The organism is Citrobacter sp. MGH106 (assembly GCF_001037495.1).
GTDB lineage: Bacteria > Pseudomonadota > Gammaproteobacteria > Enterobacterales > Enterobacteriaceae > Citrobacter > Citrobacter murliniae.
In genome coordinates this window covers 1,121,003-1,143,499 of the sequence record NZ_KQ089822.1, presented here as the reverse complement: position 1 = coordinate 1,143,499, position 22,497 = coordinate 1,121,003, and the positions used below count along the sequence as shown (strand labels likewise).

At 51.4% G+C, this 22,497-nt stretch carries 25 protein-coding genes; 6 read left to right on the top strand and 19 right to left on the bottom strand.

Features of this window, described 5'->3' with window-relative positions:
* The first annotated feature begins 177 nt into the window (after nt 1-177).
* Complete coding sequence (locus tag SK36_RS05375) at nt 178-1,197, top strand: LacI family DNA-binding transcriptional regulator (protein ID WP_045445624.1); 1,020 nt, start codon at nt 178-180, stop codon at nt 1,195-1,197.
* A gap of 4 nt (nt 1,198-1,201) precedes the next feature.
* Here SK36_RS05375 and yfcD read toward each other — a convergent pair whose 3' ends face one another.
* The 3 genes from yfcD to yfcF are packed head-to-tail and all read right to left on the bottom strand — an operon-like array spanning nt 1,202 to nt 3,082.
* Nucleotides 1,202-1,774, bottom strand: a complete 573-nt coding sequence (gene yfcD, locus SK36_RS05370; protein ID WP_045445627.1) for an NUDIX hydrolase YfcD — start codon at nt 1,772-1,774, stop codon at nt 1,202-1,204.
* Between the two features lie 56 nt (nt 1,775-1,830).
* Nucleotides 1,831-2,382, bottom strand: a complete 552-nt coding sequence (gene yfcE / locus SK36_RS05365) for a phosphodiesterase (protein WP_045445630.1) — start codon at nt 2,380-2,382, stop codon at nt 1,831-1,833.
* Nucleotides 2,383-2,437: 55 nt separating this feature from the next.
* The gene (gene yfcF / locus SK36_RS05360) at nt 2,438-3,082 is read right to left on the bottom strand and encodes a glutathione transferase (RefSeq protein WP_048220981.1); all 645 of its coding nucleotides are present in this window, start codon (nt 3,080-3,082) and stop codon (nt 2,438-2,440) included.
* Nucleotides 3,083-3,212: 130 nt separating this feature from the next.
* Between yfcF and yfcG the strand changes: the two genes are divergently transcribed.
* The 4 genes from yfcG to SK36_RS05340 all read left to right on the top strand — a co-directional run bounded on the left by yfcG (nt 3,213) and on the right by SK36_RS05340 (nt 5,779).
* Nucleotides 3,213-3,839, top strand: coding sequence for a GSH-dependent disulfide bond oxidoreductase (gene yfcG / locus SK36_RS05355; protein WP_045445636.1), 627 nt, complete (start codon nt 3,213-3,215; stop codon nt 3,837-3,839).
* 64 nt (nt 3,840-3,903) lie between these two features.
* Entirely contained in the window at nt 3,904-4,266 is a 363-nt protein-coding gene (folX, locus tag SK36_RS05350) for a dihydroneopterin triphosphate 2'-epimerase (RefSeq protein ID WP_045445639.1), read from the top strand.
* A 19-nt stretch (nt 4,267-4,285) separates the two neighbouring features.
* Nucleotides 4,286-5,179, top strand: coding sequence for a TIGR01777 family oxidoreductase (locus SK36_RS05345; RefSeq protein ID WP_048220979.1), 894 nt, complete (start codon nt 4,286-4,288; stop codon nt 5,177-5,179).
* A gap of 84 nt (nt 5,180-5,263) precedes the next feature.
* Nucleotides 5,264-5,779, top strand: a complete 516-nt coding sequence (locus SK36_RS05340) for a GNAT family N-acetyltransferase (RefSeq protein ID WP_075261809.1) — start codon at nt 5,264-5,266, stop codon at nt 5,777-5,779.
* A gap of 46 nt (nt 5,780-5,825) precedes the next feature.
* Here SK36_RS05340 and hisP read toward each other — a convergent pair whose 3' ends face one another.
* The 15 genes from hisP to pdxB all read right to left on the bottom strand — a co-directional run bounded on the left by hisP (nt 5,826) and on the right by pdxB (nt 20,154).
* Nucleotides 5,826-6,599: a histidine ABC transporter ATP-binding protein HisP gene (gene hisP, locus SK36_RS05335; RefSeq protein WP_003028114.1), complete on the bottom strand. Its 774-nt coding sequence runs from the start codon at nt 6,597-6,599 to the stop codon at nt 5,826-5,828.
* 13 nt (nt 6,600-6,612) lie between these two features.
* Nucleotides 6,613-7,320: a histidine ABC transporter permease HisM gene (gene hisM / locus SK36_RS05330; protein WP_045445661.1), complete on the bottom strand. Its 708-nt coding sequence runs from the start codon at nt 7,318-7,320 to the stop codon at nt 6,613-6,615.
* A complete protein-coding gene (locus tag SK36_RS05325) occupies nt 7,317-8,003 on the bottom strand; it encodes a histidine ABC transporter permease HisQ (RefSeq protein ID WP_045445664.1) in 687 nt (228 codons plus the stop codon). The genes hisM and SK36_RS05325 overlap by 4 nt, the downstream gene beginning before the upstream one ends.
* A 187-nt stretch (nt 8,004-8,190) precedes the next feature.
* The gene (gene hisJ / locus SK36_RS05320; protein WP_045445667.1) at nt 8,191-8,973 is read right to left on the bottom strand and encodes a histidine ABC transporter substrate-binding protein HisJ; all 783 of its coding nucleotides are present in this window, start codon (nt 8,971-8,973) and stop codon (nt 8,191-8,193) included.
* 246 nt (nt 8,974-9,219) lie between these two features.
* On the bottom strand, nt 9,220-10,002 hold the full coding sequence (gene argT, locus SK36_RS05315) for a lysine/arginine/ornithine ABC transporter substrate-binding protein ArgT (protein ID WP_045445670.1): 783 nt from the start codon (nt 10,000-10,002) through the stop codon (nt 9,220-9,222).
* 287 nt (nt 10,003-10,289) lie between these two features.
* A complete protein-coding gene (locus SK36_RS05310) occupies nt 10,290-10,859 on the bottom strand; it encodes a UbiX family flavin prenyltransferase (RefSeq protein WP_045445673.1) in 570 nt (189 codons plus the stop codon).
* Between the two features lie 95 nt (nt 10,860-10,954).
* Nucleotides 10,955-12,472 carry an amidophosphoribosyltransferase gene (gene purF, locus SK36_RS05305; RefSeq protein WP_045445676.1) on the bottom strand — a complete coding sequence of 506 codons (1,518 nt, stop codon included), beginning with the start codon at nt 12,470-12,472 and terminating at the stop codon, nt 10,955-10,957.
* 35 nt (nt 12,473-12,507) lie between these two features.
* Nucleotides 12,508-12,996, bottom strand: a complete 489-nt coding sequence (cvpA, locus tag SK36_RS05300) for a colicin V production protein (protein ID WP_045445679.1) — start codon at nt 12,994-12,996, stop codon at nt 12,508-12,510.
* 269 nt (nt 12,997-13,265) lie between these two features.
* On the bottom strand, nt 13,266-13,928 hold the full coding sequence (dedD, locus tag SK36_RS05295; protein ID WP_048220977.1) for a cell division protein DedD: 663 nt from the start codon (nt 13,926-13,928) through the stop codon (nt 13,266-13,268).
* Entirely contained in the window at nt 13,918-15,186 is a 1,269-nt protein-coding gene (gene folC / locus SK36_RS05290; protein ID WP_048220975.1) for a bifunctional tetrahydrofolate synthase/dihydrofolate synthase, read from the bottom strand. Before folC ends, dedD begins: the two co-directional genes overlap by 11 nt.
* A 191-nt stretch (nt 15,187-15,377) precedes the next feature.
* Nucleotides 15,378-16,292 carry an acetyl-CoA carboxylase, carboxyltransferase subunit beta gene (accD, locus tag SK36_RS05285; RefSeq protein WP_045445687.1) on the bottom strand — a complete coding sequence of 305 codons (915 nt, stop codon included), beginning with the start codon at nt 16,290-16,292 and terminating at the stop codon, nt 15,378-15,380.
* Nucleotides 16,293-16,441: 149 nt separating this feature from the next.
* Entirely contained in the window at nt 16,442-17,101 is a 660-nt protein-coding gene (locus tag SK36_RS05280; RefSeq protein WP_045445690.1) for a DedA family protein, read from the bottom strand.
* A gap of 23 nt (nt 17,102-17,124) precedes the next feature.
* Entirely contained in the window at nt 17,125-17,937 is an 813-nt protein-coding gene (truA, locus tag SK36_RS05275) for a tRNA pseudouridine(38-40) synthase TruA (protein WP_045445694.1), read from the bottom strand.
* Nucleotides 17,937-18,950, bottom strand: coding sequence for an aspartate-semialdehyde dehydrogenase (locus SK36_RS05270; RefSeq protein ID WP_048220974.1), 1,014 nt, complete (start codon nt 18,948-18,950; stop codon nt 17,937-17,939). Before SK36_RS05270 ends, truA begins: the two co-directional genes overlap by 1 nt.
* 67 nt (nt 18,951-19,017) lie before the next feature.
* Nucleotides 19,018-20,154, bottom strand: coding sequence for a 4-phosphoerythronate dehydrogenase PdxB (gene pdxB, locus SK36_RS05265; RefSeq protein ID WP_048220973.1), 1,137 nt, complete (start codon nt 20,152-20,154; stop codon nt 19,018-19,020).
* A gap of 108 nt (nt 20,155-20,262) precedes the next feature.
* On the opposite strand from pdxB, the gene flk reads away from it, so the two are divergent.
* Nucleotides 20,263-21,264: a flagella biosynthesis regulator Flk gene (gene flk / locus SK36_RS05260; protein ID WP_048222582.1), complete on the top strand. Its 1,002-nt coding sequence runs from the start codon at nt 20,263-20,265 to the stop codon at nt 21,262-21,264.
* Here the strand turns inward: flk and SK36_RS05255 are convergent.
* The gene (locus SK36_RS05255; RefSeq protein WP_045445703.1) at nt 21,261-22,439 is read right to left on the bottom strand and encodes an MFS transporter; all 1,179 of its coding nucleotides are present in this window, start codon (nt 22,437-22,439) and stop codon (nt 21,261-21,263) included. The genes flk and SK36_RS05255 overlap by 4 nt on opposite strands.
* Between the last annotated feature and the right edge of the window lie 58 nt (nt 22,440-22,497).

Genomic DNA, 22,497 nt, shown 5'->3' with positions numbered 1-22,497 from the left:
CACAAAGATAGCGCTATCAAAAGATATCGTTCGGTTATGTGATAGCGCTATCAAAATACGATTACTGAGTGAAATCACAGCAAAAAAAATGATTTAAGGCGTATACTGCCCTTTACGCGAAGCAAAGAATGACAATAAAAAAACAGCTCAACTGGTTGTAATTAAGCAGGAATTTGTATGTCTCTAACTCGAAAACGGCGTAGTACAGGAAAAGTGACCATCGCCGATGTTGCTCAGCTTGCTGGTGTTGGCACTATGACCGTCTCCCGTGCATTACGCACCCCTGAACAGGTATCCGATAAACTCAGAGAAAAAATTGAAGCGGCGGTGCATGAGCTCGGGTATATGCCTAATCTTGCGGCAAGTGCGCTGGCATCAGCTTCATCACGCACAATTGCCATGGTGGTGCCTAATCTGGCTGAGGCAGGTTGTTCAGAAATGTTCGCGGGGTTGCAGGAAATTTTACAGCCAGCCGGATACCAGATAATGCTGGCAGAGTCCCGCAATCGTCTTGAGCAGGAAGAAAAACTACTGGAAACACTGCTTGCCTCAAATATTGCAGCCGCAATATTGCTTAGCGTCGAACACAACGACACCGTGCGGCACTGGCTGAAAAATGCGTCTATTCCGGTTATGGAAATCGGTGCCATTCGTAGCGACCCCATCGATATGAATATCGGCATTGATAACGTCGCGGCTATGTTTGAACTGACTGAGATGCTGATTCAGCGTGGCTACCAGAACATTGGCCTGTTATGTGCCAATCAGGAGCAGTGGATTTTTCAGCAACATTTACAAGGCTGGTATAAAGCGATGTTGCGTCATCATATGTCACCAAATCGGGTGATTAATGCCGCATTACCCCCGGTTTTTTCTACCGGAACGTCACAACTTCCCGAATTTATTCTCGCCTGGCCGGAACTGGACGCGCTGGTCTGTGTGTCAGATGAACTGGCCTGCGGCGTATTGTACGAATGTCAGCGGCGACGTATTAAAGTTCCTGATGATCTTGCTGTCGTGGGGTTCGGCAATAGCGATGTGAGCAAAGTCTGCCAACCGCCACTGACAACAATGGCTGTACCACATCGTAAGATTGGTCTTGAGGCCGGGCGCGCATTGCTGGCGAGAATTCAGGATGGAAACTGGAGCGATCAAAAACAGATCGCCTCCAGTTTATGCATGCGAGATAGCTGTTGAGGTTCTACTCCGCCTCTTCCTGCTTTTCTTGTTGGGTCTCTGACGACTTAGTCGCGGACTCATTCTTGGCGTTGCGGGTCATCCACAACGCCAGCGCCTTCAGTGAATCCGGCGTGAATTCGTCGCAGCGCGCCGTAATTTCTTCCGGTGTCAGCCAGCAAACCTCGCTAACCTCTTCTTCCTGCAACGCGAACGGCCCATGAGATACACAACTAAACAACGCCCCCCAAACCCGACAATTTTTATCTTCAAAATAAAACTGCCCGTGGTCGGCAAACGGTACGCCCGCGATGCCTAACTCTTCTTCTGCCTCGCGACGGGCCGATTCGAGAAGTTGCTCATCTGCCTGAACGACGCCACCTGCTGTGGCATCCAACATGCCAGGCAAAAAGTCTTTTGTCTCGGTGCGGCGCTGAACCAAAATTTTACCCATACCATCATGCACAACGATATACGTTGCACGATGACGTAAGCGTTCCGCCCGCATCTGTTCCCGGCTGGATTGTGCGATGACTTCGTTGTCTTCATTCACAATATCCACCCATTCCGTACTTGCCAAACGACGCTGTTCCACCATCAGGAAACCTTCTTTTTTCTAGCGCTCTTACGGCGCGTTTACGTTTGTGGGGTAAATTACGGATTAATCTCGACCTGCGCAATGATACTTTGATCATTGAGTGCCATTACTCTGAGAACATTATCATCCAGAATCCCGTAGCTTGCCGTAAAACCCCCTTTCGGGATGCTGACCGAACCAGGGTTAAAGTGATAAATCTCCCCACGCTGTTCTGCAACCGGCAAATGAGTATGCCCATAAACCAGCACATCTCCGGCACTCAGGGGCGGAAGATTTTCCGGGCCAAAAAGATGTCCGTGCGTCAAAAAGAGGCGCTGATTATCTGTCAGAATTTGCTGCCACGGTGCAGTTATCGGAAATTGCAGGAGCATCTGATCCACTTCGCTGTCACAGTTGCCACGCACCGCAATAATACGCGATGCCTGCTCATTCAAACGCTCGGCAACCTGCGCCGGCGCGTAGCCTTCCGGCAACGCATTACGCGGCCCGTGGTTTAAAACATCACCCAATATCACCAGCCATTGCGCACCGCTTTGGGTAAACCTCTCGAGTACGCGCTCCGTGGCTGGCAACGAACCATGAATGTCCGATGCGAACATCAGTTTCATCACTCACTCCTCGTTGAAAATTACCTTTCAATGATACTGGATTACGCCCCGATGATCAGCAGGAACGCTTCGCGGAAAGCGCGATAAAACGTTGTACCGATGCACGCTGCCACTGGAACGCTGCATATTCCGCTAACTGCTCAGGAACATCATCTCCGTTAAGGACCAGACGATTAAGCATGAGTGCTAAATCGCAATCTGCAATACACCATTCACCAAATAAATTCTGTTTCCCATGGGCCAGTAAGTTGCCCGCTGTGGCAAACAATTTTTCCGCACTCGCCTTCCCCGCTTCACTCAACGGCGGTTTTTTTACACCGGCAAAGACCACGTCCGTTGAACGCTCTTCACGAATCGGCATGAGATCGCTACGGATCCAGGCCTGAACCTGGCGGGCGCGAGCGCGTTTCTGGATATCGTGAGGGTAAATCCGCTCCCATTGCGGCGGCGCGAAGCTCTCTTCAAGAAACTCGGCAATTGCCGATGATTCACTCAGTTCAAAACCGTCGATCTCGAGAACCGGTACACGGCGCGTGAGGGCATACCCTTGCCATGAAGGCTGTAAGTGTTCGCCATGGTTGAGATCTACTGTTTTCAGCGTAAAAGGCAGCCCTTTCTCTTGTAGAGCAACATATACGGACAACACGTACGGGGAGAAAAAGTTTGCATCTGACCACAGCGTAATTGCAGGTTTGCTCATAATATCCTCAGAGATGTATTGGCTTACTTTCAAAATATAGAGTCTTTCTCACTCTGTCACTTGATGAAAACTCACGCTCGTCAGCAGGTTCTATACTTGTAGTGACCAGGTGACAAAACGGACGCAGAAAATGATCGACCTCTACTACACACCAACGCCCAACGGACATAAAATCACGCTGTTTCTGGAAGAGGCGCAGTTGAAGTACCGTTTAATTCATGTGGATATCAGCAAAGGTAATCAGTTTCATCCCGATTTTCTGGCTATTTCGCCAAATAATAAAATTCCTGCAATTGTCGATCATGCCCCGGAAGATGGCGGAAGACCGATCAGTCTGTTTGAATCTGGTGAAATTTTGCTCTACCTGGCGGAGAAGAGCGGAAAGCTGCTAAGTGGTGAATTGCGAGAACGCCATACCACGCTACAGTGGCTCTTCTGGCAGGTCAGCGGATTAGGTCCTATGCTTGGCCAAAATCACCACTTTAATCACTTCGCACCGCAGACGATCCCTTACGCCATTGAACGATATCAGGTTGAGACCCACCGATTGTATAACGTGATGAATAAGCGTCTGGAAACTTCACCCTGGCTGGGTGGCGATCATTATAGTATTGCGGATATTGCTTGCTGGCCCTGGATTAACGCCCACCAGCGTCAACGTATCGATCTCGATACTTATCCGGCAGTCAATAACTGGTACGAGCGTATCCGTACGCGTCCCGCCACGGAACGCGCGATGCAGCAAACTGCTCAGTGAGAAGAAGTAACGCGATTAGGTTCTCGTGTATCATGCAGAGGTTCATACATGGAGGAAACCTGCAATGTCACAACCTGACGCTATTATTCGTATAAAAAACCTTCGTCTGCGCACCTTTATTGGCATCAAAGAAGAGGAGATCCTCAACCGGCAGGATATCGTCATCAACATAGCCATCCACTATCCGGCAGACATAGCCCGTACCAGTGAAGATATCAACGATGCGTTGAATTACCGCACGATCACCAAGAGCATAATTCAACATGTGGAAAGTAACCGCTTCTCATTATTAGAAAAATTAACTCAAGATGTGCTCGATATCGCACGCGAACATCACTGGGTCACTTATGCTGAAGTAGAGATCGATAAACTTCACGCATTGCGTTATGCCGACTCCGTTTCCATGACGCTGAGCTGGCAGCGCTAATCGTTACCCGGGAGGCGACATGCAGATTCTGATTACTGGCGGTACTGGCCTGATTGGACGCCATCTGATCCCCCGTCTGCTGGAATTGGGGCATCAGATAACCGTAGTGACACGTACCCCCGATAAGGCCCGCCAGATCCTGGATTCACGGGTCACGATTTGGAAAGGACTTGAGGACCAACACAACCTCAATGGAATTGAAGCAGTCATTAACCTTGCCGGTGAACCTATCGCGGATAAGCGCTGGACTGCTGAGCAAAAAGAGCGACTGTGCCAGAGCCGCTGGGGTATTACGCAGAAACTGGTCGATCTAATCAGGGCCAGCGACACACCACCAGCGGTATTGATATCGGGTTCCGCGGCAGGATATTACGGTGACCTTGGCGAGGTAGTCGTCACAGAAGAAGAGCCACCGCATAACGAGTTTACCCATAAGTTGTGCGCTCAATGGGAAAACATTGCCAGCAGTGCGCAAAGCGACAGAACGCGCGTGTGTTTGCTACGTACAGGGGTTGTGCTGGCTCCTGCTGGCGGGATCCTGGCAAAAATGGTTCCACCATTTCGTCTTGGCCTGGGCGGTCCTATCGGTAACGGACGCCAATATCTTGCCTGGATCCATATTGACGATATGGTGAACGGTATTATCTGGCTGCTGGATAACGATCTGCACGGCCCCTTCAATATGGTTTCACCATACCCGGTACGTAACGAGCAGTTCGCCCACGCGCTGGGTCATGCCCTGAACCGACCTGCTATCGTGCGCGTCCCTGCGACGGCCATGCGGTTACTGATGGGGGAATCATCGGTGCTGGTCCTCGGCGGGCAGCGAGCGTTACCCAAACGCCTGGAAGCCGCTGGTTTTGCATTTCGCTGGTATGATTTGGAAGAAGCGCTGGCGGATGTCCTGCGATAATCTCTGCTGACTGTTCACTGTCGCTATTGTGGTGGTAAGGTTATAAAACTGACTACCTCAATGGCGACATTTAATAGCGACTTTATGGCGATAATAACGACTCCCCGACTTATCCTCTCTGCATATCAACTCTCTGACTGGTCATTTTTCCTCAGGCTGCGTGAAAGCCCGGAAATAATGCGTTATATGGCTGACATCTCCACGGCAAAAGAAACGCGCTTACTGTTTGCCAGACGCCTTTCCGCTAAGCATTCCTTCGTTATCCGTGAACATAATAACAATACGCCGTTGGGCGATATTGGCTTACAAATTAGTCATCTTTATCCTCAGGAAGCAGATATCGGCTACGCCGTCGTCCCACAGGCACAGGGAAAAGGTATCGCCAGCGAGGCAGTCCGTGCTGTGTGCGATTACGCCTTTCAGCAGGCAGGAGTCACCGCGATAAACGCATATGTGTTAGCCGAGAATACGGGGTCAATACGCATTTTGGAAAAGACAGGTTTTGTACTCACCCAGGTACTCGAGCAAGCATACGAAGTGAATGGCATACGGTATGACGACTGTGTCTATCGTCTGGAGTGTCCAGCACGGGGTTTATAAGCCCGGAAGTGAGGTGCCCCCGGGCATTTTGGACGGTACAGCAGTACTACTTCAATGACCCTTTCAGGAACTGCTGCAAACGTGGACTCTGCGGGTTGCCGAATACCTGCTCCGGATCGCCTTCTTCTTCGATTTTCCCCTGATGCAGGAAAATAACGTGCGTGGAGACATGCCGGGCAAATCCCATTTCATGGGTGACGACCACCATGGTTTTTCCCTCTTCGGCCAGTTGCTGCATAATGCGCAGTACTTCACCGACCAACTCCGGATCAAGGGCTGAAGTCGGCTCATCAAATAGCAGCACTTCCGGCTCCATTGCCAGCGCGCGAGCAATAGATACACGCTGCTGTTGCCCACCGGACAGATGTACCGGATATTTACCCTGGGCGCGTTCATCAATACCGACTTTGGCCAGATACTTCACCGCGCGATCGCGAGCTTCCTGTTTGCTTAAACCTAACACCTGAATCGGCGCTTCCATGACGTTTTCCAGCACCGTCATATGGCTCCACAGGTTGAAGTGCTGGAAGACCATAGTCAGTCGCGTACGTAACAGACGAAGTTGGTTTTTATCCGCCACCTTGAGCTGACCGTCTTTGTCGCGTACCAGGCCAATATTCTGACCACTGACCACAATCGACCCGGCGCTCGGTTTTTCGAGAAAGTTAATGCAGCGCAGGAACGTACTTTTACCGGAACCTGACGAGCCAATAATACTGATAACATCACCCGCGTTGGCCTGCAGCGATACCCCTTTCAGCACTTCATGTTCGCCGTAGTGCTTATGTAAATCGATAACGTTTAATTTATTTTCAGACATCGTGTTACTCGAATCATTTAGAGGAGACATGCTGCAACCAGCGTTTTTCCGCTTTGCGGAACAGACTGATCAGGACATACGAAATCATCAAATACAGTACGGCGGCAATACCGAATGCGGTAAACGGCTGGTAAGTTGCCGAGTTGATATCGCGGGCGATTTTCAACAAATCCGGCACCGTCGCCGTAAATGCCAGCGCCGTTGAGTGCAACATTAAAATAACTTCATTGCTGTATGCTGGCAGCGCAATACGCAATGCTGAAGGCAAAATAATACAGCGATACATTTTAAATGAAGAGAAGCCATAGGCACGCGCGGCTTCAATCTCGCCATGAGGTACCGAACGGATTGCCCCGGCAAAAATCTCTGTGGTATAGGCACAGGTGTTTAGCGTTAGCGCCAGCACGGTACAATTAAGGCCACTGCGGAAAAAAGCGTTGAGGAAGTCTGTCCCTTTAACGATTTCCAGCGTGTACATTCCGGAATAAAACACCAGCAACTGAACGTAAAGCGGTGTTCCACGAAAAATATAGGTAAATAGCCAGATGGGAAACTGGATAAACTTATTGCTGGAAACACGACCAATCGCCAAAAACAGCGCCAGGATGCCCCCCATTACCACAGATGAGATCAGCAACCACAGCGTTATTGCCACGCCGGTGAAGCGATAGCCGTCGGTCCATAGCAGGGATTTCCAGTACTCCTGAATAATCTCAATCACAGGTCAGCCCTCTTCACACCCACGGAGTAGCGGCGCTCAAGGTACAGCAGCACACCGTTAGAAACAGTGGTAAACACCAGATAGATAGCGCCGCACACCACGGCAAAGTAGAACGGCTCCCAGGTGCTCTTACCCGCAAGCTGAGTGGCTTTCACCACGTCTTCAAGTCCGAGCAGAGAAACCAGCGCCGTGGCTTTAAGAATAACCTGCCAGTTATTACCAATTCCCGGCAATGCATAGCGCATCATCGCCGGAAACATAATGCGGCGGAATATCTGTGAACTGGTAAAACCGAATGCAGTTGCCGCTTCAATATGGCCTCTGGGCACAGCCATAAACGCACCGCGAAAGGTTTCGGTAAAATAGGCCCCGTAGATAAAACCGAGCGTGATAATACCCGCCACCATCGGATCGATATCAATCTGGCTGATACCAATTGCGTCGGTTATGGTGTTAAGCGCAATCTGCAACCCGTAGAATATGAGCAGCATTAAGACAAGATCGGGTACTCCACGTATTAACGTCGTGTACCCTTCGAAAATTAGCCCCATTGCCCGACTTTGCGAAAGCTTAGCTCCCGCGCCGACAAGACCTATCAGGACCGCCAGCACTACTGAGCTGAGAGCCAGCTCGAGCGTAACAATCGCGCCCTGTAAAATAACACCTGAAAAGCCATACAACATGCTGCCTGTCCTGTTGTGTGTGGTGAAGTAATGAGCCTCTTTTGATATGTTGTCTCGACACGTTTTATGCCTGATGTCGCTTCGCTTATCAGGCCTACATGCTTTCGTCGTAGGTCTGATAAGGCGCAGTCGCCATCAGGCAATAAGTCGATCAACAATCTACGGGCTTTATCAGCACCTGCGGTGATTAACCGCCGTAAACATCAAAATCAAAGTACTTTTTCGCCAGTTTCTCGTAAGTACCGTCAGCACGCATTTCTGCAAATGCTTTATTCAGTGCTTCGCGCAGTTCGTTATCGTCTTTGCGCAGCCCCATTCCGGTACCCACGCCGAACAGTTTCTCATCTTTCACAGACGGGCCACCGAATTTGTAATCTTTACCTACAGGTTGCTTCAGGAAGCCTTCACTGGCAGCGACTTCATCCTGGAACGCGGCGTCGATTCGTCCGGCAGTCAGGTCAGAATAGATATTGTCCTGCCCCTGATAGGAGACAATTTCAATGCCTTTTGGCGCCCAGTGCTCGTTACCGAATGTTTCCTGGGTAGTGCCCTGCAGAACACCGACACGCTTGCCTTTCAGCGACTCGATTGTCGGCTGGATATCAGAATCTTTAGCAACTACCAGACGAGAATCCGCTGCATAAAGTTTGTCGGTAAAAGCAATTTCCTGCTGACGTTTTTCAGTAATGGAAAGCGAAGACATGATAGCGTCGATTTTCTTCGCTTTTAACGAAGGGATCAGCGCATCCAACGGGTTTTCCACGAAGGTACATTGTGTATTAATGCGTTTGCAGAGTTCTTTTGCCAAATCAATATCAAAACCAACCAGTTCACCCTGCGCATTTTTCGATTCAAACGGGGCATAAGTAGGATCGGTACCGATACGGACTTTTTGCGGAATGGCTGCAAATGCTGCGGTGGCACTGGAGAAAGCCAGGACCAGAGAAAGAGACAACACCAGTTTTTTCATAACTATCCTCAACAGACTGTCTTTTATAGGGGATCTTTACAGGACCAGGTGCAGTTATCGTGCCATTAATCAGGCCGACAAGGCAAAGCATTCTACCTTGCCGGCAATATTTTTTTGCATGAAAAGCGCTTAAGTATGCAATCATGCTCATTAAGACAGCGATAAAAGCACCAAAACAGTGCACTGGATTTATTATGCACCGTAATGGTTAGCCTCTATGGTGCAATCAATTCCCGTTTCAGCGTATCAGTCGCCGTAGACATTAAAGTTAAAATACTTTTTCGCCATTTTGTCGTAGGTGCCATCCTGACGCAGCTCACCCAACGCTTTATCAAAAGCAGCTTTCAGTTCCACATCATCTTTGCGTAAACCAATTCCGGTTCCGTCACCGAAATACTTTTTATCTTTTACCGAAGGACCAGCAAACACATAGTCTTTACCTGCTGGCTGTTTCAGGAAGCCTTCGCTGGCAGCAACTTCATCCTGCAATGCCGCATCGAGGCGCCCTGCTGTCAGGTCAGAATAGATAAGGTCCTGGTTCGCGTATGCCACTACATCCACGCCTTTGCTGCGCCAGGTGTCATTGGCATAGGCTTCCTGTGTGGAGCCTTGCAGTACCCCAACGTGTTTACCTTTCAGAGAATCCAGAGTCGGCTGGATTGGGGAACCTTTCGCCGCGATCAGACGTGAGTCTGCTGCGTAGAGTTTGTCTGAGAAAGCAATCTCTTGCTGGCGTTTCTCGGTGATAGAAAGCGAGGAGATGATGGCATCAATTTTTTTCGCTTTCAGCGATGGGATCAGCGCATCAAAGTCACTGGCAACCCAGGTACATTTGATTTGCATACGCTTACACATCTCATTTCCGAGATCGATATCAAACCCGACAAAATCCCCTTTCGCATCTTTAGAGGAAAAAGGGGCGTAGGTTGTATCTGTACCAATACGAACTGTCTGCGGAAGTGCTGCGTAGCTGGCCGCGGTTGCGGAAAGTCCTACCAGCAAAGACAAAGCAAGAACCGTCTTCTTCATACATAACCCTCAAGTGGCGTAATTTTATTATGTTTTACGTTGTGTTGTGTGTTTGCAGACTTTTTCATGCAGGTCTTATGCCATTTTCGCGTCGATGAGGATATTCGACGTTAAATATGTTAATAAAACGTTGCAATATTGTCCTGATTTTGAAGATAGCAGGTATGACGGTTGAACCGCAGCGTTTCGTTGAGTTTTAACGAATTAAATGTTGAGGATATGATCGCGGTTACAAAATTGCCCTGAAACAGGGCAACGAATACAGAGTTGCACGCTGACAGAGCAGCTTATGCCCCCTGCCAGCGGGTAAACAGGTCCTGAGGGAGAGAGATATCAAACTGGTCTAACACACGGTTAACTGTTTGATTAATCACGTCATCAAGCGTCTGAGGGCGATGGTAAAACGCCGGTACGGGCGGCATAATCACAGCACCAATTTCCGCCGCCTGCGTCATGAGACGCAGATGTCCCAGATGCAGAGGTGTTTCACGCACGCACAGCACCAGAGGGCGGCGCTCTTTTAGCACAACATCAGCTGCACGGGTGAGCAGCCCATCGGTGTAGCTGTGGACAATGCCAGATAGCGTTTTAATTGAACATGGCAGGATAACCATTCCAGCCGTCTGGTACGAGCCGGATGAAATACTGGCGGCGATATCACGCGCATCATGATTTACATTCGCTAATGCCTGCACGTCGCGTACAGAGAGGTCCGTTTCAAGTGCCAGCGTCTGTCGCGCCGCCTGGCTCATCACCAGATGGGTTTCCACATCAGCAACGTCACGCAACACCTGCAACAAGCGCACGCCATAAATTGCGCCGCTAGCGCCGCTGATCCCTATGATGAGTCGTTTCATGTTTAACCGCCCTTTCTTGTTTCAGGGCTGACTTTGCAGGATTTTACGGGGAGTTGCAAGCAAGGGGACTTCTCCCCCTTGCTTGCTGTAGAGCATTAACCTTCGTTGTGCATCTCGAGGTTTTCAGCTTCGTTCTGACGCAGTACTGCTTTGGCGTCGTCATTACGCAGGGAATCAAGAAAATCGAGGTACTTCTGGTCGACGTCTTTAGTGACATACACACCGTTAAACACCGAGCATTCAAACTGCTGAATATCCGGGTTCTCAGCGCGCACGGCTTCAATCAGATCGTTCAGATCCTGGAAGATAAGACCGTCAGCACCAATTATCTGGCGGATCTCGTCCACTTCGCGCCCGTGAGCAATTAGCTCCGTCGCCGTTGGCATGTCAATACCGTAGACGTTCGGAAAGCGGATTTCCGGTGCGGCAGAGGCCAGGTACACCTTCTTCGCCCCGGCTTCACGCGCCATCTCGATAATCTGTTCTGAGGTGGTGCCGCGCACGATAGAATCATCCACCAGCAACACGTTCTTATCACGGAATTCAGCACGGTTAGCATTCAGCTTGCGGCGTACAGATTTACGGCGCAACTGCTGACCCGGCATGATAAAAGTGCGCCCCACATAGCGGTTTTTCACAAAACCCTGGCGATACGGTTTGCCAAGAATACGGGCTATTTCCAGCGCGATGTCACAAGAGGTTTCCGGAATCGGGATGACGACGTCAATATCCAGATCTTCCCACTCGCGGGCAATTTTTTCGCCAAGCTTAGTCCCCATATTCACACGGGCGCTGTAGACGGAAATTTTGTCGATGAAAGAATCAGGACGCGCAAAGTAGACGTATTCGAACAGACACGGATTACTGACCGGATTATCCGCACACTGACGGGTAAACAACTGGCCTTTTTCAGTGATATACACCGCTTCGCCAGGTGCAACGTCACGCAGGAATTCAAAACCAAGCGTATCCAGTGCCACGCTTTCGGAGGCAACCATGTATTCGGTACGACCATCGCCAATATCGCGTTTGCCAAGCACCAGTGGGCGAATACCGTTAGGATCGCGGAAAGCGACCATCCCGTGACCGATAATCATCGCCACGCAGGCATATGCGCCGCGGATCTGGCGGTTAGTTGCGGCGATAGCCGCAAAAATATTATCGGCTTCCAGCGGATAGTGACGGAAGTTATCCAGCTCGCTGGCGAAAATATTCAGCAGAATTTCAGAATCTGAAGTGGTGTTGATGTGGCGACGCTTTTCTTCAAACAGCTTTTTACGCAGCTCATGCGCATTGGTCAGGTTGCCATTGTGGGCAAGCGTAATGCCATATGGTGAGTTGACGTAAAAAGGTTGAGCTTCGGAGGCGCTGGAGCTGCCAGCCGTTGGGTAACGCACATGGCCAATGCCCATATTGCCCTGCAAACGCTGCATATGGCGAGCTTCAAAAATGTCGCTCACCATTCCGTTTGCCTTTCGCAAACGGAAGCAGTTGTTGGCATCAATGGTGATGATGCCAGCGGCATCCTGACCACGATGCTGGAGCACCGTTAACGCGTCATAAATCGACTGGTTTACCGGCATAACACCGGCGATACCGACAATACCGCACATACGTCTTTTCCTCGTTAAGCCACATCTCAGAACCGTTAGGGTCTGGGCAAGAAACTTGACGAGCTTTGCAGATAGTCAAAAAACCATCTGATGATGAAACTGAACTGCGGGATCAACTGTGACTTGCTCCAGTCTTCACTTTTCGACACACCGGTAAACGTATCGAGAAAAAACAGAATGGCGGCGACGATCAACGCTCCTCGCAGAGCACCAAAGCAGATCCCCAACACCCTGTCGGTACCCGACAGGCCTGTTTTCTCCACCAGTTGGCCTATCACAAAATTAACGATAGCGCCGACGATAAGTGTCGCGATAAACAGTATCGCGATAGCAATCCCATTTCGAACCAGTTCGTCTTCAAAGCCCGTAAACCAGACAGACAGGTAAGTGTAGTAATGGCTGGCGACAAAGAAAGCACAACCCCAAGTCACCAACGATAATGCTTCACGAACAAAGCCACGGATCAGGCTAACCAGACAGGAAAAACCAATCACCGCGATAATGGCGTAATCAATCCAGACCATAAGTGTCCCACGATTTTACGCCCTGTCGTCCTGTTCGGGGCGCATTCTAACAGAAAAAGAAAACGTTTGCGTAGGGATTTCCTTTCCACGCGTAAATAAAAATGGCGCTGAAAAAATCTTCAACGCCATCGAACTTTTTGCCTCTTCGGGCACTGCCGGATGGCGGTGCAAGCACCTTATCCGGCTCACAACACAGCAACACTGTAAGCCTGCCTGCACACCGCCATCAGGCACAATCCCGTGCAGGATAGCGACGCTGGCGCCACGATTTAGTTCGGGGTGTAACCCATCACAACCCCACTCAAACCGGAGATCTTTTGCAGTTCGCCGAGCGAGTTTTTCAGCTTATCTCTGGAGGCGTCAGGCCCGACAAGAATGCGGGTTATTTTACCCTGTACTGGCGTTGACGGGGAAGTATATACCCGGAAGCCAGCTCCCCGAAGTTTACCAACGATCTCATTGACCTTATCGGCGTTTTTCAGCGCACCGAGTTGCACGACGTACGCTTTCCCGGTTGGGGCCGGAGCCTCCGCAACTGCCGGTTTAGGCGTTGGCGCAGGTGCAGGTACGGGTGCAACAGGCTGTGGTTGCGGCTTCGGTTTTGGTTTCGGCTGTTCGACAGGCGCAGGTATGGGATCAAACTCCGCACTGTTTGCTGCAGTCAGGCGTGACGGATCCAGTGACGGCGCAGCAGCATCACCTGCACGCACCTCTTCTGCCGCGCCTTCTGGCGGTTGCGTCGGCAGCGCCTGCGTTGCCGCAGGCATCATGTCTGGCTCATCGCGATCGCCAGGTTTAGGCACCAGAGGGATCGCCGCAAACTCATCCTGATAATGTTTTTTTTGCCCGTCAAGCAACCCGGGAAGCACAATCACCCCAAGCGCCACCAGCACAATTGTGCCAACTAATCGATTCTGAAACTTACTCGCCACCGCTTCTCCCCACGTCTATCACTTCCATGACATGTGCGACAGTGTGAAACGATCCACACACCAACACGGTATCTTCTGGTTTTGCATCTGCCAGCGCAGCATGCCATGCCTGAGCAACGCTGCCATAGGCTTCGCCTTTGCCCAAATGCTCCAGCAGTTGTTCTGCTGTCGCGCCCCGCGGACCTTCCAGGGGAGCACAATACCAGGCGTCAACCACGCTTTTCAACCAGGCCAGCGTACCTGCAATATCTTTATCATGTAGCATACCGATAACCGCCAGTACGCGCCCGTTTTTCACTAACTTTTTCAGACGCCCGGTCAGATATTCCGCCGCATGAGGATTATGGGCGACATCAAAAATAACACGTGGCGACTCGCTCACAATCTGGAAGCGTCCCGGCAAAATAGCCAACTCGATACCTTCACGAATCGCCTGCTCGCTCACATTAAGTCCACTTGTCCGCAGGGCAGCCAGTGCAGTTGCGGCATTTGGTTGTGGAACCTGTGGTAACGGCAGGTGCGCCAGCGTACCGTGACAGTCCGTAAAGGACCAGTCATTGTCCGTTACAGCATAGCGCCAGTCCACGCCATATCGTTGCAAATTCGCTCCGGTCTCTTGCGCGACATCTGCAATGGTGTAAGGCATTTCAGGTTCGCCAACAATAGCCGGTTTTTCGGCACGGAAAATGCCGGCCTTCTCACGACCAATACTTTCACGATCAGGTCCCAGCCAGTCAGTATGGTCGAGCGCAATACTGGTAACCACCGCGACATCAGCATCGACAATATTCGTGGCATCCAGACGCCCACCCAGGCCAACCTCCAGAATCACCACATCAAGCTGTGCCTGTTTGAACAGCCACAGCGCCGACAGCGTGCCATATTCAAAATAGGTCAGGGAAATGTCACCGCGTGCGGCTTCAATCTCAGCAAATGAGGCTGTGTGGGCCGCTTCCGGTAACTCATTTCCCTGCACACGAACACGTTCTGTGTAGCGCACCAGATGGGGAGAGCTGTACACACCGACTTTATATCCGGCTGCCGTCAGTACGGACTCCAGCGTGCGGCAGGTTGTACCCTTACCGTTGGTTCCCGCCACCGTGAAGATGAATGGAGCCGGTTTAAGAATACCCAGCCGCGCCGCAACCTGGCTGACACGCTCAAGGCCCAAATCGATGGTTTTACTGTGCAGGTTTTCCAGATAAGAAAGCCACGACGCCAGGGGCGACGTGGCTTGAGGGATACGTTTATTGTCCATGATTTATGTAATTCGCTACGGTGAGAAAAGAAAAAGGCAGCGCCGACCGGCCCTGCCCTTTTATACTCGTCGCCTTTCAAGTTGCAGGGATATTGGCTGCACTCGCTCACCCGAATCACTTACCAGTGTAAGTTCATCGGGATTCACTCTCTTGCCGCCTTCCTGCAACTCGAAATCCATAGAGTAAACTATCAGGCCTCTGATTCCTGATCGGGTACCGGAGGTACCACCACGCCTTCACGTGGCTCATCCGGATTCGGCGCAGGAAGATTCATTAGCTTCGCCAGGATGCTCGCCAGTTTCAGGCGCATTTCCGGGCGGCGAACGATCATATCGATAGCGCCTTTTTCAATCAGGAACTCACTGCGCTGGAATCCCGGCGGCAATTTCTCACGTACGGTTTGCTCGATAACACGCGGACCAGCAAAGCCGATCAGTGCTTTCGGTTCAGCAACGTTGAGATCGCCCAACATCGCGAAGCTTGCTGAAACCCCACCCATGGTTGGGTCGGTCAGTACAGAGATGTACGGTAAACCACGTTCCTGCATTTTCGCCAGTGCAGCAGAGGTTTTTGCCATCTGCATCAGTGACATCAGCGCTTCCTGCATACGCGCACCGCCGGAAGCGGAGAAGCAGATCAGCGGGCAGTTGTCTTCCAGCGCCTGTTCAACGGCACGGACAAAACGGGCACCAACCACAGACCCCATGGAACCGCCCATAAAAGCGAATTCGAATGCTGCAGCAACGACCGGCATACCGTGAAGTGTACCTTTCATTACCACCAGCGCATCTTTCTCGCCGGTTTCTTTCTGCGCAGAAGCCAGTCTGTCTTTGTATTTCTTGGAATCACGAAACTTCAGCACGTCTTTCGGCTCAAGCTCGCTACCCAGTTCCACAAGAGAACCTTCATCTAACAGGCTATGCAGGCGATTGCGCGCCGACATGCGCATATGATGGTCACACTTCGGACAGACCTCAAGATTACGTTCCAGCTCAGCACGGTATAAAACCTGACCGCAGCTATCACACTTGGTCCACACCCCTTCAGGAATGCTTGCCTTGCGGGTGGGAGTAATGTTGCTTTTAATTCGTTCAATCCAGCTCATTGGTGACCTTTCTGCCTGAACCTTAGTCAGCTTTGTTATAAGGGGCGCATAATGCCATTTTTGCCCCCAACAGACCATGAATGTTGCACATTAAAACATAACAGCCCGAAACTTTGGATAAAAAAGTGGTCGAACCGCTGAGTTACTTTCTATTTTGCAGCACGTGACGCAGCACGCTTGTGACGAATCACTTCAATAACGCCGGGCAATACGGAGAGGACGATAATCGCCACAATCAATAATTTCAGGTTCTCCTGTACCACCGGCAGATCGCCAAACAGATAGCCTGCATAGGTAAACAGCAATACCCACAGCAGCGCGCCTGCGACGTTATACATTGCAAAATGGCGGTAGGACATATGCCCCATACCTGCCACAAACGGCGCAAATGTACGCACGATAGGGACAAAACGCGCCAAAATAATCGTTTTGCCACCATGACGTGCATAAAACGCATGGGTTTTATCCAGGTAGCTGCGGCGAAAAATTTTGGAATTCGGATTGCTAAAAAGTTTTTCGCCGAACAGTCGACCGATAGTGTAGTTCACCGCATCGCCAACAATCGCCGCCACAATCATTAACGCCACCATCAGATGAACATTCAAATCATTGGTTGGCAACGCAGAGAGCGCTCCGGCGACAAACAGCAGAGAATCGCCCGGCAGGAACGGCGTCACTACCAGTCCTGTTTCACAAAACAGAATCAGAAACAGAATGGCGTAAACCCAAACACCGTATTCCGCTACCAGTTCAGCCAAATGCACATCTATGTGCAGGATAAAATCGATCAGAAAGTAAATCAGGTCCATATTTATGCCTTTTACGACTCGAATTAGTCCGCCAGGAACAGCGGGCCCATTGGCGGTTTAGGCAGGTCAAACCGATCTGGATAATCTACCGCAACCAGATACAGTCCTTCCGCCTTCGCCGTTGCCGCTGCCAGCGTTCTGTCCTTCGCCGCTAACAACTCTGCTATCCAGCTCTCCGGCTGGTTGTGGGCACCTACTTCCATCAGGCTACCGACAATATTCCTGACCATATGATGTACAAAGGCATTTGCTTTGATATCGACCACCACATATGGGCCGTGACGCGTGACGTTGATGTGCATCACGTTGCGCCACGGTGTGCGCGACTGGCACTGCACTGCCCGAAACGAAGTGAAATCATTCTCACCAATCAGACACTGAGCCGCACGATGCATACGTTCAGCATCCAGCGGTTCATAGTAATGCGTCACACCGTTCCCCAGAACCGCCGGGCGTAACCGATGATTGTAGATGATGTAGCGATAACGGCGAGCCGTGGCGCTAAATCGTGCATGAAAATCATCCGGCACAGCCTTCACCCAGCGCACGGCAATGTCACCAGGTAAATTCGCATTTACACCCAGTGTCCATGCCGCATCTTTACGTTGCGCGGTGGTTTCAAAATGCACCACCTGCCCCGTTCCATGAACGCCTGCATCCGTTCGCCCCGCACAAAATACATTAATGCGTTCATTGGCGACTTGTGAGAGCGCTTTTTCCAGTTTTTCCTGAACGCTACGCACTTCGTTCTGGCGCTGCCAGCCATAATATTTGCTGCCATCATACTCTATACCCAGCGCAATTTTATGTGTTGGCAGTTGTTGCAGGTCAGACATTAGTACAGATACTCCTGCACCAGTTTTTCAGCAATTTTTACCGACATTAACGCGCCACCAAAGCGCACATTATCGGCTACAGACCAGAACTGAATCTGCTCCGGCATACCATAATCGTTATGTACGCAGCCGACCGAAAGATGGGGAGTACCAGAAGCATCGCCAACCTGAGTAGGATAATCCGTCTCTTCCGACAGAACGATGTCTTCGCCGCGGGTAAACGCATCACGAGCCTCTTCTGCCGCCAGCGGCCGCAGGGCTTCAAAGTTCACCATTTGTGCATGGCCGTAAAACACTGGCGACTGCACTATGCTTGCGGAGACCTGCAGACCATCGTCCTGCATAATTTTCCGCACTTCATCGACGATCCGACGTTCTTCACGCACGCTGCCTTCGCGATCCGGCAGTAACGGCAACATATTGAACGCCAGCTGACGCCCGAAGAAATCATCGTCATCGACAGGGATCCCGTTGAGCAGTTTCGCACTCTGCCCTGCCAGCGCATCCACCGCCTTTTTACCGCGTGCAGAAGCTGAAATAATATTGGTGACCGTTATACGAGAAAGCCCACCGTCATCAATCAGTGGTTTCAGCGCAGTCAGCAACTGGCTGGTCAGACTATCCGGGACGGCAATCACATTGCGGTTGCGATAATCCGCCAGTACGAACGGGTTAACATCCGGTACGACCAGCGGGACATCCGGCTCAAGAGCAAACAGTCCGCTACTGTCAATAACCAGGCAACCTGAGTTAGTTGCTTCTTCCACCCACGCGGCTGTTGCCTCCACTCCAGCAACAAAAAATGCCAGTTGCGCTTGTGTCCAGTCAAAATCAGCAACATCCTGAACAACGATCGATTTACCATTAAAACGCAGGTGCTCACCGGCGCTTTCGTTACGTGCCAGCGCATAAATCTCACCGACCGGGAACTGGCGTTCAGCCAGTGTATCGAGCAGGGCTTCGCCGACGGCGCCCGTTGCGCCCAGAATGGCAATATTCCAGCCTTCAGACATGGTGATTTACTCCAGAAATACATAAGCGTCCCTGTCGTATTATTCGACAGGGAGCATTAAGAAGACATTAATGTGCCGGGTGATGAACAGCGTTAAAACCCAGCTTACACAACAAGGTAGCTGCAGCAGCGTCATCACACATTACGTATAAAGACGACCATTCACGGCGCTCAAGGTAATTCTTACGCAGTTTATCAAACTCACCCGGAATTCCAGCGACTTTACGCAGCGGCGCATCATCGCGGCGCACATCATACACTAAATGCACCAGCCTTTTCAGCGTTGGCTGATCTAACGGACCATGCAATGTGATACGACCAAATTCCGGCGCGGGTAACAGGGTGTTCAGCGCTACGTGCTGTTCGCGACCAATAAACTTGCTGTAGGCCTCAAAGACCTGCGTGGTCCCACGCGCTTTTCCTTCAAGGGTATAACCGGCAATGTGCGCCGTGCCGATGTCGGCTTTCTCCAGCAACGCCACATTCAGATCCGGCTCACCTTCCCAGACGTCCAGCACAACGCTCAACGACTGCCCGGCATTCAGACGATTCAGTAATGCGCCATTATCAATGACCGGCCCACGGCAGGCATTAATCAGGATGGTTCCCGGCTTAAGTCGGCTTATGAGCGCCTCATCAGCCAGATGCAGCGTTTTGTACGGACCGTCTTTAAACAGCGGCGTATGGAAAGTCAGTACATCAGCTTGCTCAACCAGTTCCTCCAGTGAACGAAAGTCGCCCTCATCCCCCCGGTCAGCTCGCGGTGGATCGCAAAGCAAAGTACGAATTCCCAATGCTTCCAGTCGCGCTTGCAAACGCGCCCCCACATTACCGACGCCCACGATACCTACGGTCCTATCGCGTAATGCAAAACTGTCGCGTTCCGCCAGCATCAACAGCGCAGAAAAGACATATTCAACCACTGCAATGGCATTGCACCCAGGCGCTGCGGAAAAGCCGATCCCCGACTGCGCAAGCCAGGCTTCATCCACATGATCAGTACCTGCAGTTGCCGTCCCGACAAATTTTACGGGTTTTCCGCTGAGCAGTGATTCGTTTACTTTCGTCACCGAGCGCACCATTAAGGCATCCGCATCTTCGAGTTCTGAGACGGGAATCGGGCGACCGGGAACCGCTTTGACCTCCCCCAAACGACTGAACAGTTCGCGGGCATAGGGCATATTTTCATCAACGAGGATTTTCACGTCTTTCGCACCTGTTTGAGAACGAGAGTTAACCGGGCAAGTGTGCCATAATCTCGCCGCCAGGCATACTGCGAGACCTGGTTAGCTCAGATTTAAGGAATAGAGATGATGCAGCCCATTTCTGGTACTCCCGCGCGCCCTCCCGGTGAAGGCCCAAATGCCCCTGCCGTTGCGGGTGAGCAACCGTTATCCACGCAGCAACGTACTGTGCTGGAACGACTTATCACGCGTTTAATTTCACTCACTCAGCAGCAAAGTGCCGAGGTATGGGCTGGAATGAAGCACGATCTGGGGGTCAAAAGTGATACACCGTTGCAGTCGCGTCACTTTCCTGCCGCTGAGCAAAACCTGAACCAACGGCTTGGCATTGCTCAGCAGAATCATGCTAACCGTCAGGTACTGTCACAGCTCACAGAATTGCTGAGTCAGGGGAATAATCGCCAGGCTGTGAGTGATTTTATTCGCCAGCAGTACGGACAAACAGCGCTCAGTCAACTCACACCAGAACAGTTAAAAAATGTGCTGACACTGTTACAGCAGGGGCAACTTTCGATCCCGCAGCCACAACAGCGCCCGGCAACCGATCGCCCTTTGCTCCCGGCAGAGCACAACACGTTGAATCAACTGGTGACAAAACTGGCTGCGGCCACCGGAGAATCCGGCAAGCTAATATGGCAATCCATGCTGGAATTGTCCGGCGTAAAAAGCGGAGAACTGATCCCCGCGAAGCAGTTCACCCATCTGGTGACCTGGCTGCAAGCGCGTCAGACGCTAAGCCTGCAAAATGCACCAACGTTGCAAACGCTTCAGGCAGCGTTGAAACAACCGCTGGAACCGAATGAGTTCGCGGCGATAAAAGACTACGCGCAGCAGACCTGGCAGATCCAACCGCAAACGATTTTGACCACTGTGCAGGTACAGGATTTACTCAATCAGATCTTCTTGCGGCGCGTAGAGCGGGACAAAGAATTAAACGATCCTCGACATCTTCAGCCGATTTACAGCCCGTTCGCACCGGTGATTGAAAACATTAAATCACTGTCGGCGCGACCGGGACTGATGTTTGTGGCGTTGATGATTGCATTAGCCATTTTCTGGCTCGTCACTTAACCTTTTCGCAAGGTAAGCAGCGTAACGACAATTCCGACCACCGCGGAAATCGCCCCGGCAAGAAATACCGAGGGATAGCCATAAGCGGTGGCCAGAACCCCAGCTAAAGGACCGCTTACGCCGTAGGAGATATCCTGGAATGCGGCGTAACCACCCAGCGCCGTACCACGAACCTGTGCAGGAACACGCTTCACGACCTCCACACCCAGTGCCGGGAAAATGAGCGAACACCCTGCCCCGGTTAATGCCGCCCCCAACAAAGCAAACCAGGCCGTTGGTGCCAGCCACAGCAGTACCAGACCCGCTGTTTCAACTAGCAAAGAGACAACCGCGACCTTAACCCCGCCAAACCTGTCCGGCATCCAGCCAAACAGAATACGCATCAGCACAAAAGCACCACCAAACGCGGTCAGGGTGAATCCTGCCATGGTCCAGCCGTTGCTGACAAAATAGAGGGAGATAAAGGTGCCAATCACCGCAAAACCAACGCCTTGTAGCGCCAGACCCACACCAGGTTTCCAGATAAGCCCCACAACGCTCCACAAAGAAGGCCGTTCTCCAGCGTGAGCAGGCACTTTACGGACGGTACCATTGAATGCCCATGCCAGCAGCGGTAATGCCATCGTGGTTCCCGCCAGCGCGGCGAAACCAAAGTGGCTGTGGATCAGCAGCCCCAACGGTGCACCGGCGGCCAGTGCGCCGTAAATCGCCATCCCGTTCCACGACATCACCTTACCAGAACGCGTTGGCCCAACCAGCCCCAGCCCCCAGGTCAGGGTTCCGGTAAGTAACTGGCTTTCACCAAAACCGAGGATCAGACGTCCCACAATTAACAACGCGAACTTAACGGGAACAGAGACTGGTAATAGCGCAGCCAATAGCCACGCCGCGCCCGCCAGCGCACAGGCAAACATCCCCTGTAACGCAGAACGTTTGGCACCATACTGATCGGCTAACCGTCCCGCGTAACCACGCGTTAATACCGTCGCCAGAAACTGAACGCCCACAGCAATGCCAACCATGGTGTTGCCATAGCCCAACTCATGGTGGACAAACAGCGGGATGACAGGCAAAGGCAGGCCGACCGTCATATAGGTCAGGAAAACTGCAAAAGCGATACGAAATAGCGAAACATTCGCCGAAGATGTTTTTTCTTGTTGGGTTACTGCTGTCATGCGTTACTCCAGAATGCAGAGTAAGGCGAGGAAATGCCACGCCCCCTCTACCTGACTA